This window comes from Streptomyces sp. ML-6, assembly GCF_030116705.1.
Classification (GTDB): domain Bacteria; phylum Actinomycetota; class Actinomycetes; order Streptomycetales; family Streptomycetaceae; genus Streptomyces.
The window spans coordinates 4,106,104-4,119,812 of the sequence record NZ_JAOTIK010000001.1 but is presented as its reverse complement, the minus strand read 5'-3'; the positions used below and the strand labels follow the sequence as shown (position 1 = coordinate 4,119,812).

The following is a 13,709-nucleotide window of genomic DNA, read 5'->3' as shown; positions in this document are numbered from 1 at the left end:
GCCCACACGGGGACGGTCCCGCCCACGGATGGGCGGGACCGTCCCCGGCACGCACGGACCGTCCCCACGGACAGGTCGTCGTCAGGCGAGCAGACCCGGAATGGTCTCCTCGTGCGCGGCACGCAGCTCGCTCAGCGGGATGCCGAACTCGCCCTGGACCTCGATCTCCTCGCCGTCCACGACACCGATCCGGGCGACGGGCAGACCCCGGGCCCCGCACATGTCGTTGAAACGGAGCTCCTCGCTCCGGGGGACGGAGACGACCGCGCGTCCCGCCGACTCGGAGAAGAGGAAGGTGAACGCGTCCAGTCCGTCCGGCACGACCAGCCGGGCACCCTTCCCGCCGCGCAGGCAGGACTCGGTGACCGCCTGGATCAGGCCGCCGTCGGAGAGGTCGTGCGCCGCGTCGATCATGCCGTCGCGGGAGGCCGAGATCAGGATCTCGGCGAGCAGCTTCTCGCGGCCCAGGTCCACCTTCGGCGGCATGCCGCCCAGGTGGCCGTGGATGACCTCGGACCAGGCCGAGCCGCCGAACTCCTCGTGGGTGTCGCCCAGCAGGTAGAGGAGCTGGCCCTCTTCCGCGAAGGCGACCGGCGTGCGCCGGGTGACGTCGTCGATCACGCCGAGCACGGCCACGACCGGCGTCGGGTGGATCGCCGTCTCGCCGGTCTGGTTGTACAGCGAGACGTTGCCGCCGGTGACCGGGGTGCCCAGCTCCAGGCAGCCGTCCGCCAGGCCGCGGGTGGCCTCGGCGAACTGCCACATGACGTCCGGGTCCTCGGGCGAACCGAAGTTCAGGCAGTCCGAGATCGCGAGCGGCTTGGCACCGGAGGCGGCGACGTTGCGGTACGACTCCGCCAGCGCGAGCTGCGCGCCGGTGTACGGGTCGAGCTTGGCGTACCGGCCGTTGCCGTCGGTCGCCATGGCCACGCCCAGGTTCGACTTCTCGTCGATCCGGACCATGCCGGCGTCCTCGGGCATCGCGAGCACGGTGTTGCCCTGCACGAACCGGTCGTACTGGTCCGTGATCCAGGACTTCGACGCCTGGTTCGGCGAGGAGACCAGCTTGAGGACCTGCTCGCGCAGCTCGGCGCCGTTCGCCGGACGGGCCAGCTTGCCGGCGTCGTCGGCCTGGAGCGCGTCCTGCCAGGACGGGCGGGCGAACGGGCGGTGGTACGTCGGGCCCTCGTGGGCGACGGACCGCGGCGGCACGTCCACGATCTGCTCGCCGTGCCAGAAGATCTCCAGCTGCGAGCCCTCGGTCACCTCACCGATGACGGTGGCGATGACGTCCCACTTCTCGCAGATCTCCAGGAAGCGGTCCACGTGCTGCGGCTCGACGATCGCGCACATGCGCTCCTGCGACTCGCTCATGAGGATTTCCTCGGGCGAGAGGGAGGAGTCGCGCAGCGGCACGGTGTCCAGCTCGACGCGCATGCCGCCGGAACCGGCGGAGGCCAGCTCGGACGTGGCGCAGGAGAGCCCGGCGCCGCCGAGGTCCTGGATGCCCGCGACGAGCTTCTCCTTGAAGATCTCCAGGGTGCACTCGATGAGGAGCTTCTCCTGGAACGGGTCGCCGACCTGGACCGCCGGGCGCTTGGCCGGGCCGGTCGACTCGAAGGTCTCCGAGGCCAGCACGGAGACGCCGCCGATGCCGTCGCCGCCGGTGCGGGCACCGTAGAGGATCACCTTGTTGCCGGGGCCGGAGGCCTTGGCCAGGTGGATGTCCTCGTGCTTCATCACGCCGATGCAGCCGGCGTTGACCAGCGGGTTGCCCTGGTAGCAGGCGTCGAAGACGACCTCGCCGCCGATGTTCGGCAGGCCCAGGCAGTTGCCGTAGCCGCCGATGCCCGCGACGACGCCCGGCAGGACGCGCTTGGTGTCGGGGTGGTCGGCCGCGCCGAAGCGCAGCGGGTCGACGACGGCGACCGGGCGGGCGCCCATGGCGAGGATGTCGCGGACGATGCCGCCGACGCCGGTGGCCGCGCCCTGGTAGGGCTCGATGTACGAGGGGTGGTTGTGCGACTCGACCTTGAAGGTGACCGCGTACCCCTGGCCGACGTCGACCACACCGGCGTTCTCGCCGATGCCGACGAGCATCGCGTCGTTGGCGGGGGTCTTCTCGCCGAACTGCTTGAGGTGGACCTTGCTGCTCTTGTACGAGCAGTGCTCGGACCACATCACGGAGTACATGGCGAGCTCGGCACCCGTGGGACGGCGGCCCAGGATCTCGCGGATCCGGGCGTACTCGTCCTCCTTGAGGCCGAGCTCCTTCCAGGGCTGCGCGGTGTCCGGGGTTTCGGCCGCGTGCTTGACCGTGTCCAGGCTCATGCGTTGACCAGCTTCTTGATGATCGAGGTGAAGAACCCGAGGCCGTCGGTGCGGCCGGTTCCGATCAGCGGCTCGACGGCGTGCTCCGGGTGCGGCATCAGGCCGACGACATTGCCCGCGGCGTTGGTGATGCCGGCGATGTCGCGCAGCGAGCCGTTGGGGTTCACGTCCAGGTAGCGGAAGGCGACCCGGCCCTCCGCCTCCAGCTCGTCGAGCACCCGCTCGTCGGCGACGTAACGCCCCTCCATGTTCTTGAGCGGTACGGAGATCTCCTGGCCCGCGGAGTAGTCCGAGGTCCAGGCGGTCTCCGCGTTCTCGACGCGCAGCTTCTGGTCGCGGCAGATGAAGTGCAGGTGGTTGTTGCGCAGCATCGCGCCGGGCAGCAGGTGCGCCTCGGTCAGGATCTGGAAGCCGTTGCAGATACCGAGGACCGGCATCCCCGCCTTCGCCTGATCGATGACGGTCTCCATGACCGGCGAGAAGCGGGAGATGGCACCCGCCCGCAGATAGTCGCCGTAGGAGAAGCCGCCCGCCAGAATGACCGCGTCGACCTGGTGCAGGTCCTTGTCGCGGTGCCACAGCGATACGGGTTCGGCGCCCGCGACCCGTACGGCCCTCAGGCTGTCCTGGTCGTCGAGCGTGCCGGGAAAGGTGACGACTCCGATACGAGCAGTCACTTCGACTCCTCGGCCTTCTCCACCTTCACGGTGAAGTCCTCGATGACGGTGTTGGCGAGGAAAGTCTCGGCCATCTCGTGAATGCGGCCGAGGGCGGCTTCGTCGACCGGCCCCTCGACCTCGAGCTCGAAACGCTTTCCCTGACGTACGTCCGCGATTCCCTCGAAGCCGAGACGGGGCAGTGCGCGCTGCACCGCCTGTCCCTGCGGGTCGAGGATCTCGGGCTTGAGCATGACGTCGACTACGACGCGTGCCACTGGCACTCCCGGTTTGGTGTGGTGCGGCTGTTTCTCCGGGGGGGCTCCCCAGACCCCCGCAGGTCCCTTCAGCGTACCTGGCCGGAAATTCTACGCGAGTAGATATCACAGCTCCCGGATCACGTCGAGATATCGGTGACAACGGATGGGGAAAGTCCTGCAAAAAAAATCCTCACCATCAGCACACATAGAAGGCTGACACGCGGATGTAATTGGGTGGGCTTCACAATGCGGTGCCCACCGCTGTACAAATGATTACCGGGGAATGCAGCATTGCCCCTAAACGGCCGACAACCGTCGGCCCCGTATCCGCCGGACAGGCCCTGGCAGTCAGCAGGCCGGCATCGGTTCGCAGCAGAAGCGCCGGCGCCGCAGGAAAGGACCGATATCCGTGGCTCAACGCGTAGTGGTCACGCTCTTCGACGACATCGACGGGGGAGCAGCGGCGGAAACGGTCACGTTCGCCCTGGACGGGAAGTCGTACGAGATCGACCTCAATCCGTCCAATGCCAAGAAACTGCGCAAGGCCCTCGCGCCGTACATGGCGGCCGGCCGGAAGCAGACCGGCGGCGGCAGGCACGGCAAGAAGCCCGTGGCGTACCGGCACACGTCGCTCGCTCCCGACCCGGCGGCCGTACGGGCCTGGGCCCGCTCCCACCGGATGGACGTGCCGGCCCGCGGCCGCATCCCGAAGAAGGTCTACGAGGCGTTCCGCGAAGCGAGTTGAGCCTGGGCGCCCGGCGCCCCGGCCCGGCGCCGTCTCCCGGGTGACGGGGCGTCGCGCCCCGGCCCGGACGGCGGCCGGTCGCCCCCTGCCCGGTCGTGCCACCGATCCGGCAGCACCCCCTGCCCGGTCGCGCCACCGGCCCGGACCGGGCGGAACGCCTTTCCGGGGCCGTCCGGAGCACCCCTCGACAACACCGCACGGGCACCGACTTGCGCTACACCCCCGCAGGTCGGCTAAAGTCTGGAGCACGCCGAGGGGCAAGGCCGAAAAGCCGAACCCCGAGCAGCGTGCGGGTGTAGTTCAGTAGCAGAACATCCCCCTTCCAGGGGGAAGGCGCAGTGTGCAATTCCTGTCACCCGCTCTGCATCGCTCTCGACGACCACTCCGGTGGATCGGGTAGAGTGTTGCTCGCACCGCACGGAGAGCTCCTTCCGGAGTACAATGAGCGGCAGCAATGCGGACGTGGCTCAGTTGGTAGAGCATCACCTTGCCAAGGTGAGGGTCGCGAGTTCGAATCTCGTCGTCCGCTCTTGATCGGATTTTTGAAGGCCCTGGTCGATTTCGACCGGGGCCTTCGCCGTATTCCTCTCCTCTCATCGTCGAGGACCGCCGAAGATCTCTGAGGACCGCTCGGACCGTCGAAGACCGCTGAGGACCGCCGAAAACCGCTGAGGGCCGCTCCATGACGTTTGTCATGTGCAGTGGTGACAGCCCGCACTGAGCGCGGCGCCGAGCCGGCGGGAGTCTGGGCACATGACCAGCGACGAGATTCCCAGCGACCGCCCGGGCGGCACCGCGGCCGATCCCGGGACCGACCCCGTGACCGCCCCCCTGGCCGATTCCACGACCGGTCCGGTGGCCGGCTCCCCCGTCGTTCCCGTGGCCGATCCCGTCATCGAGGTCGACGGCGTGCACCGCAGCTACACGGGCGGCTTCGAGGCCGTGGCCGGTGTCTCCTTCTCCGTGGGGCGCGGCGAGCTCTTCGCCCTGCTCGGCACGAACGGCGCCGGGAAGACCTCCACCGTCGAACTGCTGGAGGGCCTGGCCGCGCCCGACGCCGGCGCGATCCGGGTGCTGGGCCACGACCCGTTCCGCGAGCGCGCCCTCGTCCGGCCGCGGATCGGGGTGATGCTCCAGGAGGGCGGCTTCCCCTCCGACCTGACGGTCACCGAGACCGTACGGATGTGGGCGGGGTGCACCAGCGGTGCCCGGCCGACCGGCGAGGCCCTGGAACTGGTCGGGCTCTCCCACCGGGCCCGGGTGCGGGTCAAGCAGCTCTCCGGAGGCGAGCGGCGCCGCCTCGACCTGGCACTGGCCCTGCTCGGCCGGCCCGAGGTGCTGTTCCTGGACGAGCCGACCACCGGGCTCGACGCCGAGGGACGGCGCGAGACCTGGAAGCTGGTGCGCGAGCTGCGCGCCGGAGGCACCACCGTCCTGCTCACCACGCACTACCTGGAAGAGGCCGAGACGCTCGCCGACCGGCTGGCGATCATGCACCGGGGGCGGATCGTGACGGCGGGCACCACCGCCGACGTGACGGCCGCACGTCCCTCCCGCATCCGGTTCACCCTGCCCGACGGGGTCCCGGCGGCACGGATTCCGCTGACGCTGCAGGCCGCCGCCGAGGGGGGCCGGATCGAGATCCGCACCCACCGGCTGCAGGAGTCCCTGGACGAACTGCTGACCTGGGCGAGGCAGTCGGACATCCGGCTGATCGGCCTCGACGCCCGGTCGGCCTCCCTCGAAGAAGCATTCCTCGACATCGCGCGGAGCGCGACGGAGAACGGAAAGGCGGCCGTGCGATGACGACCACGACGACCGGCGGCACCCCCGGGACGAAGACCGGAACCACCACCGCGGCGGGCGCCCCGGCCGGGCCGGGGCGGGCGGCGACCACCACGGTCCGGGACCGGCTGACCGCCCTCGGACGCGCCGAGGTCACCCTGCTCGCCCGCAACCGGACGGCCGTCTTCGTGGCGCTGCTGATGCCCGCCGCCATGGTCCTGGCGATGAAGTCGACGCTCAAGCCGTCCCTTCTCGACGGGACCGGGCTGAGCATCGCCGGAGCGGCGCTCACCGGTGGCATCGGCATCGTGCTGATCCAGGCCGTCTACATGAACATGGTCTCGTCGTACGTGGCCCGGCGCGAGGACCTGGTCCTCAAGCGGCTGCGCACCGGCGAGGTCACCGACCGGGAGATCCTCGTCGGGACCGCGCTGCCGTCGGTCGCGCTGGCCCTGGCCCAGATCGTGGTGATCATCGTGGCCGGGACGGTCTTCTTCGACCTCGCCGCGCCGAAGCGGCCCGACCTGCTCCTGGCGGGGCTGCTGCTGGGCGTGGTGCTGCTGACGGCGCTGGCCGGGGCCACCTCGACGGTCACCCGTACCGTGCAGACCTCGCAGCTCACCACCCTCCCGCTGTTCCTCGTCTCGATGATGGGCTCGGGGCTCTTCGTACCGCTGGAGGTCATGCCCGACCGGGTGGCGGCCGTGTGCGAACTGCTGCCGGTGACCGGGGCGATGACGCTCGTCCGGTCGGGCTGGCTGGGCGGGGCCGAGGGGTCCGACCTGCTGGTGGCCGCTCTGACGGGGCTGGCCTGGACCGCGTTCGCCGTGTTTGCTGTGCAGCGTTGGTTCCGCTGGGAACCGCGACGCTGAGGGGGGACGTGCCGTGTCGGTGCTCGTGCGGGGCTGGCGCCGCGGCTGGCAGCAGCGCAGCAGGCTGGAACGGATCGATCTGTACTCGCGGGTGACCGTTTCGACGATGCCCTGGTTCTTCACCCTGGCGTGGCAGGTGGCCCCCTTCAAGTCGGACATCCGCCATGAGCCGCTGCCGCTGTTCCTGGGCCTGGCCCTGCTGGTCGTGAGCCTGGTGCAGTGCCTGCTGAACAGCCTCAACATACGGCCGGCGTACAGGCACTACCTCGGTACGTCCGTCTTCCCCCGGCGTCGGCAACTGCCGCCCCTGGTACTGATCCTGGTGAGCCTGGGGCTGCTGGTGGCACTGGTCGGGGTGGACGGGGTGAACGGCTCGGGACTGTTCCTCATGGTCATCAACATGCCGACGGCGTTCGCGACGACACAGACCCTGCTGGTCCCGGTCCGCACCTTCCTGCTCCAGGCACTCGCCCTCGCCGCGCTGGGCGTCGGCTCCCTCGCCGCGGTCGGGGTGCGGGGCGGGCCGCTGGGCGGGGTGGCGTCGGCGGTGCTCCTCAGCTGCTTGATCATCCTGGTCTCCGTACGGCCCAGCGCCTGGAGCCTGGCCGTGATGTGGCAGGCCGAGGAGGCCCGGGACCTGCAGGCCCGGCTCGCGGTCGCCGAGGAGCGGCTGCGGTTCGGCCGGGACCTGCACGACGTGCTGGGCCGCAATCTCGCCGTGATCGCGCTGAAGAGCGAACTGGCCGCGGAACTGGCCCAGCGCGGCAGGCCGGAGGCGGTGGACCAGATGGTCGAGGTGCAGCGGATAGCCCGTACCTCGCAGCAGGAGGTGCGCGAGGTGGTACGGGGCTACCGGGAGGCCGATCTGAGTACGGAACTGGCCGGGGCCCGCGGGGTGTTGAGCGCGGCCGGAATCGAGTGCGAGGTGCGGGGGACCACCGGCGGGGAACTGCCCGCGCCCGTGCAGGCGGCGCTCGGCTGGGTCGTGCGGGAGGCGGCGACCAATGTGCTGCGGCACGGCGATCCGCGCCGCTGCACGATCCGGATCGGGTCCTCGGCGGACGAGGTGGTGCTCCAGGTGGAGAACGACGGGGCGGCCGACGACTCCGGGGCTGGGACCGGGACCGGGGGTTCCGGACTGGCCGGGCTGCGGGAGCGACTCCGCGCGCTGGAGGGTTCGCTGGACGCGGGCCCGGCGGGCAACGGCCTGTTCCGGCTCACCGCGACGATCCCGCTGTCCGGCACGGAGAACCGGACGCCGTCCCGCGCGAAGCCGGGAGCGGCGGGAGCGGTAGCGGGAGTGGTGGGGGCGGGACCGGGAGCAGCGGGCACGGGAACGGCGACGGAAACGGAACTGGCGGCACCCACCGCCCTCCAGGAGGGACGACGATGACGGCCGTGCGCGTACTGCTCGCCGACGACGAACACCTGATCCGGGGCGCGCTGGCCGCGCTGCTGGCCCTGGAGGACGACCTCGTGGTGGTCGCGGAGGCGGCGAGCGGACCGGAGGCACTGGCCATGGCGCGGGCCCACCGGCCCGATGTGGCGGTCCTCGACCTGGAGATGCCCGGCGCCGACGGTGTGAGTGTCGCCACATCGCTGCGGACCGAACTGCCCGACTGCCGGACGATGATCGTGACGAGTCATGGCCGGCCCGGGCACCTCAAGCGGGCGCTGGCGGCAGGCGTGCGGGCCTTCGTCCCGAAGACCGCCAGCGCCCGTCAGCTCGCCGGGATCATCCGCACCGTGCATGCCGGAAACCGTTACGTGGACCCGGAGTTGGCGGCCGACGCGATCTCCTCGGGGGACTCTCCGCTGACCGCCCGGGAGGCCGAGGTGCTGGAACTCGCGGCGGACGGGGCACCCGTCGCGGAGATCGCGGAGCGGGCCTCGCTGTCGCAGGGGACCGTCCGGAACTACCTGTCGGCGGCCGTCTCGAAGCTCGGGGTGGAGAACCGGCATGCCGCGGTGCGTCTCGCGCGGCAGCGGGGATGGGTATAGTGGTTCTCGCGCTTCGGCGCTTGCGGACGTAGCTCAGTTGGTAGAGCGCAACCTTGCCAAGGTTGAGGTCGCCAGTTCGAACCTGGTCGTCCGCTCGGTTCAGCAAGAAGCCCCCGGCCTTCCGGCCGGGGGCTTCTTCGTGTTCGTCGGGCGGTCCTACTGCCAGGGCGTGCCGGTGAGGAGTTCGTACGCCTCCAGGTACTTCGCCCGGGTCGCGGCCACGATCTCCTGGGGCAGGGCCGGGGGCGGCTGCTCGCTCCTGCGGTCCCAGCCGGAGGCCGGCGAGGTCAGCCAGTCGCGCACGAACTGCTTGTCGTAACTGGGCTGGGCCCGGCCCGGCTCCCATCCGGACACCGGCCAGAAGCGCGAGGAGTCGGGGGTCAGCACCTCGTCCGCGATGATCAGCTCCTCGGTGCCGTCGGCGGCGGGCGCGAAACCGAACTCGAACTTCGTGTCGGCGAGGATGATCCCGCGCTCGCGCGCGATGTCCCGGGCCCTGCCGTACACGTCCAGCGTGGTGCGGCGCAGCCGGTCGGCGGTCTCCTCGCCGACCTGGCGGGCCACCTCCTCGTAGCTCACGTTCTCGTCGTGGTCGCCGACGGCCGCCTTGGTGGCGGGGGTGAAGATCGGCTCCGGGAGTTCGGAGCCGTCGACGAGCCCCTCGGGCAGCGGGAGGCCGCAGACCGTGCGGGACTCCTTGTACTCGACGAGGCCTGAGCCGGTGAGGTAGCCGCGGGCGACGCACTCGACCGGGACCATCCGCAGCGACTTGCAGATCAGGGTGCGGCCGGCCCAGTCGGCGGGGGCCCCGGCGGGAAGCTCCGTGGACAGGACGTGGTTCGGCACGAGATCGGCGAGCTGGTCGAACCACCACAGCGAGAGACGGGTGAGCACCCGGCCCTTGTCCGGGATCTCGGTCGGCAGGACCCAGTCGTACGCGGACATGCGGTCGCTGGCGACCATGACGAGGTCGCCCGCCTCGTTCCGGTACAGGTCGCGCACCTTGCCCGTGTGCAGGTGGGTGAGCCCCGGGACCTGTACTGGTTCGGGCTTTTCTACAAATCCGGACACGCTGCCTCCGCGTAGGTTGATCCAGGAGTCGTACCGATTCTCCCGTATCGGGTGCGGTGGAGTGGAACGGGGGCGTCCGCGGCGCCGACTGCCGTGCCCCTGGAGGCATCACGGGCACGGGTGGCATCACGGGCCTCGCACGGCTTGTACGTCTCACGTGTCTCGCGGGCGCGGGGGCTCGGGGGCGTTTCAGTCGCGCTTGCAGATGCGGTCGAGGAGATTGGCCGTGGCCCGCTGGATGCGGGAATCGACGTGGCCGGGGCGGTCCAGGGCCGGGGACCAGGCGAAGGTGCCCGAGGCGAAGACGATGGCGCCGGACGGGGCACGGTACAGGGACGTCTCCTGGTGGCGTCCGACGCCCTCGCTGTCCAGGTACGGGGAGTGGGCGAGCAGGATGCGGCTCTCGTGCTCGGGGAGCGCGATGCGCGGGAAGTAGCGGTCGGCCTCGCCCGCGACCATCCCGTCGAGTTCGTCGCCCTCGCCGGCGCCCGTCGCCTCCCACAGCCAGTGCTCGGCGTTCCGCACGACCATGGGGTGCGGATCGGGCACCCGGCCCGCGTACTGGATGCCCAGGACCTGCTGCTCGGGGCGGTCGATCTCGCGCCAGAGCGCGGACTTTCCCGGGCCGCGGCGTTTTCGGCAGGTGAGCAGGCGGTCCGGGACGCCGGACGGCGACGGGGAGAGGCTGACCTGCCAGTACATGGTGTTCGCGGAGAGGAACACCAGTGAGGTGCCGCCGTCGCGGGCGCTTTCGACGGTACGGCGCATGGGCACCGACCAGTACTCGTCGTGGCCGGGGAAGACCAGGCCCCGGTAGCGGCCCGGGTCGACGCGGCCGGCGTGCAGATCGCGGGTGTCCGCGTACGCGATGTCGTAGCCGTACCGTTCGGCCCAGCGGATGAAGTCGTAGGCGTGCCCGACGTGCAGCGGCAGGCCGGCGCCCGCGTAGGGGCGGTCGAAGGAGACCGTGACCGCGGCGCCCTCCTCGCCCAGGAGCCGGCCCTCCTCGTCCCAGGCGTGGTAGAGGCTCGCGCCGGTGCGGCCGTCCTCCGGGTAGAGGTTGTACGCCTGCCAGGTGATGTCCGGCAGCACCAGCAGCAGATCGGCCGGGTGCTCGTCGCGGACCGTGAACGGGATGTGGGAGCGGTACCCGTCGACCGTGGTGAGCACGGCCACGTACGCGCCGATCGACCAGTAGCTCGGGATCTGCAGGCGCCAGGACTGCCACCAGTGGTGGCAGGAGACCGTGCGGTCGGCGGCGAGCGGGGCGGGCTGCACGATGCCGGAGATCCGGGGACTCGTGGTGATCTTGGCGGCGCCGTCGCCGCCGTAGTGACCGATGCGGTAGATGTCCACGGAGAACTGCCGGGGCGGGTTCACGGTGATGTGGAAGTCGACCGCCTCGCCGGGGGCGGCGGCGCCCGTGGAGATGAACCCCTTGATCTGCCGGTGCACGTCGTCGGCGGTACGGGTGCCGCCGTCGGTGGAACCGCGGGTCAGGGCCGGATCGGCGTACCAGGGGACGACGTGCCCGGTGTCGCCGAAGTAGTTCTCGCTGCCGCGCAGCCAGGGCAGGGGGCCCTGGCCGAAGGGGTCGGAGACGGCGTGCGCGAGGGCACCCGACTCCCAACGTCGAATCTGCTCCGCCCCCATACCCGTCCCCTCCCTCAGCTCCCCCGCAACAACAGTCGAGCCACCCGCGGCCATGCGTCATCGGTGCGCCGACAGTGCTGCGTCGGATGTCAGCGTCGATCCCCAGCACATCACATAACGCACGCAGTCCGTCACCGTTCGTCGCGAATTGACGTGAACGGAACGCACTCTTCCGGGTGTTGAGGTGTGACGGAACGGACCTTTGTTTCAGACGAGGCGTACGGGCTTGTCGGTGCGTACGCCGACCGAGGCGAGCCAGGACCGCAGCGGTTCCGCGTCCCCCTCCTCGACCAGGCTGAGGACGGGGCCTCCCAGGTCCGCCCGGCGCTCGCCGTCGACGAGCAGGGCGGGGCCGTCGAGCCAGTCGAGACCGGGGGCCGCACCCGCCGTGTCCACTGCGGCGCAGCAGACCATCGCCACGACGTGGTCGGCGAGCAGCTCCGTGCCCGTACGGGGCGGCTGGAGCGGAAGGAACGGGAGGGGATCGGGGCCCCAGAGGTCCGGGGCGGGGCCGGTCGCGCCGGAGGCACCGGTCACCGCGGAGGCGCCCGGCGCGTGGCCGGACGGGGCCTGCCGGACCGCCGCGGCCTCCTCCCGGGCCAGTGCGGCGCTGATCCCGGCGGCGAGCGCCTCACCGCCCCCGGTCCGGCCCGCCAGGTGATCGACCACCCGGGCCAGCGTGGGCACCCCCGCGTCGACGGGGCAGGCGGTACGGAACGGACGGCCACCGGTGCCGGGGGCGACGGAACCGGCGGGAGCGGAGGTGAGGGCGGCTTCCGGCGTGCTCATCGAGTCGAGGACCCGGTGCAGGCGGGCGGCCTCGGTGCGCCACTTCCGGTCCACCACCTCTTCCGGGTACTGCTGCCAGTCGACCGGCGACCAGTCCGCCCCCGTCCGGGCGGGGCCGCCGTGGAACAGCCGGGCCGCGAGCAGCGACGCGGCCTCGTCGGCGGCGCCCGGCTCCTCCAGCAGGTCGCAGGCCGGGCGTTCGCCGAGCCGCGCGGCGAACCCGTCGGCGAGCCGGTCGCGCCGGGACAGCTCGGTCAGGGCGGAGACGACCCCGGCGTCCAGCCGGGAGGGCCAGCGGCCCATCCGCCAGGCGGGCAGCGCGACGCGGGTGAGCAGCCGGTCCCAGCCCGCGTAGGCGAGGCCGACCTGTTCCTGGGCGACGATCCGCAGCCCGTGGTCCACGTCCTGGGCCCGGATCGACGCGGCGGAGGCGACGCTCCGCTCCATCTCCGCCGCGTGGTTGCGACAGCCGCGCAGCAGCAGCCTGGCGATCCGGCCGACGAAGGCGCGGGGCACCTTGCGCACCCCGGCCAGCGGCCCCGGCGCGGGCACGGCGGCGTCGGCGACCACGCCGTCCAGACCCCGTACGAAACGGCGGGCCGCAGCTATGTCGGGATGCGCGGAGGGGCCCGTGCCCGCGACGACCGGGGCGAGCACCGCCCGCAGCTCCGCGACCCTCATCCACCACAGGAACGGCGAGCCTATGACCAGCACCGGAGCCGCCTGGACCCGGCGACGGCGGGGGCGGCCCGCTCCGGGGCGCCGGGGTGCCTCGGCCCCGGGACGCGCCACCGGGGCCGTGGCGGGCGGGACGGGGGCATGGAGCGGCGCGGGAGCATGGAACGGCGCGGTCCCGGCCTCGGCCTCGGTCGCAGTCGCGGCCTCGGCCCTGGTCGCGGAGGAGCTTGCGGAGGGACGTGCGGCAGGGGCCCCGGCCGACTGCGCCGAGGGGTGCGTGCGGTCCTCCAACCAGCTGTCGCAGTCGGGTGTCAGGGCTATCGCGGAGGGCGCGGGAACCCCGAGCCGGTCGGCGAGGTCCCTGACCAGGCGGTAGAGGTCGGGGGCGGCTTCCTCGGCGAGCGGGACGGTCGGACTGACCGCCGGCTTCGCCCGTACGATCGCCGTTCCGACGGCGACGGCGAGCAGGAGCACGACGACCGCGCAGGCCGTCACGACCCAGCGGGCCGTGTCCCAACCGCCGCCCACGGCATGGCCCTGGGAACCCGCCACGAACAGGACCACGGCCACCGCCGCCGGCAGGATCGCCGCGGCCGTCGCCCAGCCCCGGATCCTCAGCAGGGCAAGAGCTCGTGCGCGCGCACCCGGCGCACCCGTCTCCTCATTCATCCCGATACCGGACATGGCCGGACGTCACCCCCTCTGTCCCTGCGGCGGTGTTCTTCACTCCCCCACTGTGACACCCGTCACTGACATCGCAATGCCGGTGGGCCAAGTGCCGGAATGCTTGCGCCGCACCCTAGTTGGGGCCCCGGCAGGCGTCATCCGGATGGCGCAGTCGTCACTCGATGGAATGGCTTTGGGCAAA

Annotated in this window: 11 protein-coding genes and 3 tRNA genes; 8 read left to right on the top strand and 6 right to left on the bottom strand. The window is 71.5% G+C overall.

Going from position 1 to position 13,709, the window contains the following annotated elements:
- Positions 1-81: 81 nt before the first annotated feature.
- The 3 genes from purL to purS are packed head-to-tail and all read right to left on the bottom strand — an operon-like array spanning position 82 to position 3,271.
- Positions 82-2,331 (bottom strand): phosphoribosylformylglycinamidine synthase subunit PurL, encoded by a 2,250-nt coding sequence (purL, locus tag OCT49_RS18260; protein ID WP_283852937.1) that lies wholly within the window; start codon positions 2,329-2,331, stop codon positions 82-84.
- Positions 2,328-3,008, bottom strand: a complete 681-nt coding sequence (gene purQ, locus OCT49_RS18255) for a phosphoribosylformylglycinamidine synthase subunit PurQ (RefSeq protein ID WP_283852936.1) — start codon at positions 3,006-3,008, stop codon at positions 2,328-2,330. The genes purL and purQ overlap by 4 nt, the downstream gene beginning before the upstream one ends.
- Complete coding sequence (purS, locus tag OCT49_RS18250) at positions 3,005-3,271, bottom strand: phosphoribosylformylglycinamidine synthase subunit PurS (RefSeq protein WP_283852935.1); 267 nt, start codon at positions 3,269-3,271, stop codon at positions 3,005-3,007. The genes purQ and purS overlap by 4 nt, the downstream gene beginning before the upstream one ends.
- A gap of 385 nt (positions 3,272-3,656) precedes the next feature.
- Here purS and OCT49_RS18245 point away from each other — a divergent pair, with 385 nt between their 5' ends.
- The 8 genes from OCT49_RS18245 (at position 3,657) to OCT49_RS18210 (ending at position 8,745) form a co-directional block, all read left to right on the top strand.
- Positions 3,657-3,992, top strand: coding sequence for a histone-like nucleoid-structuring protein Lsr2 (locus OCT49_RS18245; RefSeq protein WP_283852934.1), 336 nt, complete (start codon positions 3,657-3,659; stop codon positions 3,990-3,992).
- A gap of 289 nt (positions 3,993-4,281) precedes the next feature.
- Positions 4,282-4,353 (top strand) — tRNA-Gly (locus tag OCT49_RS18240).
- 95 nt (positions 4,354-4,448) lie between these two features.
- A tRNA-Gly gene (locus OCT49_RS18235) sits at positions 4,449-4,521 on the top strand.
- 224 nt (positions 4,522-4,745) lie between these two features.
- Positions 4,746-5,798 (top strand): ABC transporter ATP-binding protein, encoded by a 1,053-nt coding sequence (locus OCT49_RS18230; RefSeq protein ID WP_283852933.1) that lies wholly within the window; start codon positions 4,746-4,748, stop codon positions 5,796-5,798.
- Positions 5,795-6,649, top strand: a complete 855-nt coding sequence (locus OCT49_RS18225; protein ID WP_283852932.1) for an ABC transporter permease — start codon at positions 5,795-5,797, stop codon at positions 6,647-6,649. The genes OCT49_RS18230 and OCT49_RS18225 overlap by 4 nt, the downstream gene beginning before the upstream one ends.
- A gap of 19 nt (positions 6,650-6,668) precedes the next feature.
- Positions 6,669-8,042 carry a sensor histidine kinase gene (locus OCT49_RS18220; protein WP_349632830.1) on the top strand — a complete coding sequence of 458 codons (1,374 nt, stop codon included), beginning with the start codon at positions 6,669-6,671 and terminating at the stop codon, positions 8,040-8,042.
- Complete coding sequence (locus tag OCT49_RS18215) at positions 8,039-8,650, top strand: response regulator transcription factor (protein ID WP_283852930.1); 612 nt, start codon at positions 8,039-8,041, stop codon at positions 8,648-8,650. The genes OCT49_RS18220 and OCT49_RS18215 overlap by 4 nt, the downstream gene beginning before the upstream one ends.
- Before the next feature lie 22 nt (positions 8,651-8,672).
- Positions 8,673-8,745: transfer RNA gene (locus tag OCT49_RS18210), tRNA-Gly, on the top strand.
- Positions 8,746-8,806: 61 nt separating this feature from the next.
- Here OCT49_RS18210 and OCT49_RS18205 read toward each other — a convergent pair.
- The 3 genes from OCT49_RS18205 to OCT49_RS18195 form a co-directional block, all read right to left on the bottom strand.
- Entirely contained in the window at positions 8,807-9,721 is a 915-nt protein-coding gene (locus OCT49_RS18205; protein WP_283852929.1) for a phosphoribosylaminoimidazolesuccinocarboxamide synthase, read from the bottom strand.
- A gap of 189 nt (positions 9,722-9,910) precedes the next feature.
- Entirely contained in the window at positions 9,911-11,374 is a 1,464-nt protein-coding gene (locus OCT49_RS18200; protein ID WP_283852928.1) for a N,N-dimethylformamidase beta subunit family domain-containing protein, read from the bottom strand.
- A 207-nt stretch (positions 11,375-11,581) separates the two neighbouring features.
- Positions 11,582-13,525, bottom strand: a complete 1,944-nt coding sequence (locus tag OCT49_RS18195) for a hypothetical protein (RefSeq protein ID WP_502963390.1) — start codon at positions 13,523-13,525, stop codon at positions 11,582-11,584.
- Positions 13,526-13,709: the final 184 nt, after the last annotated feature.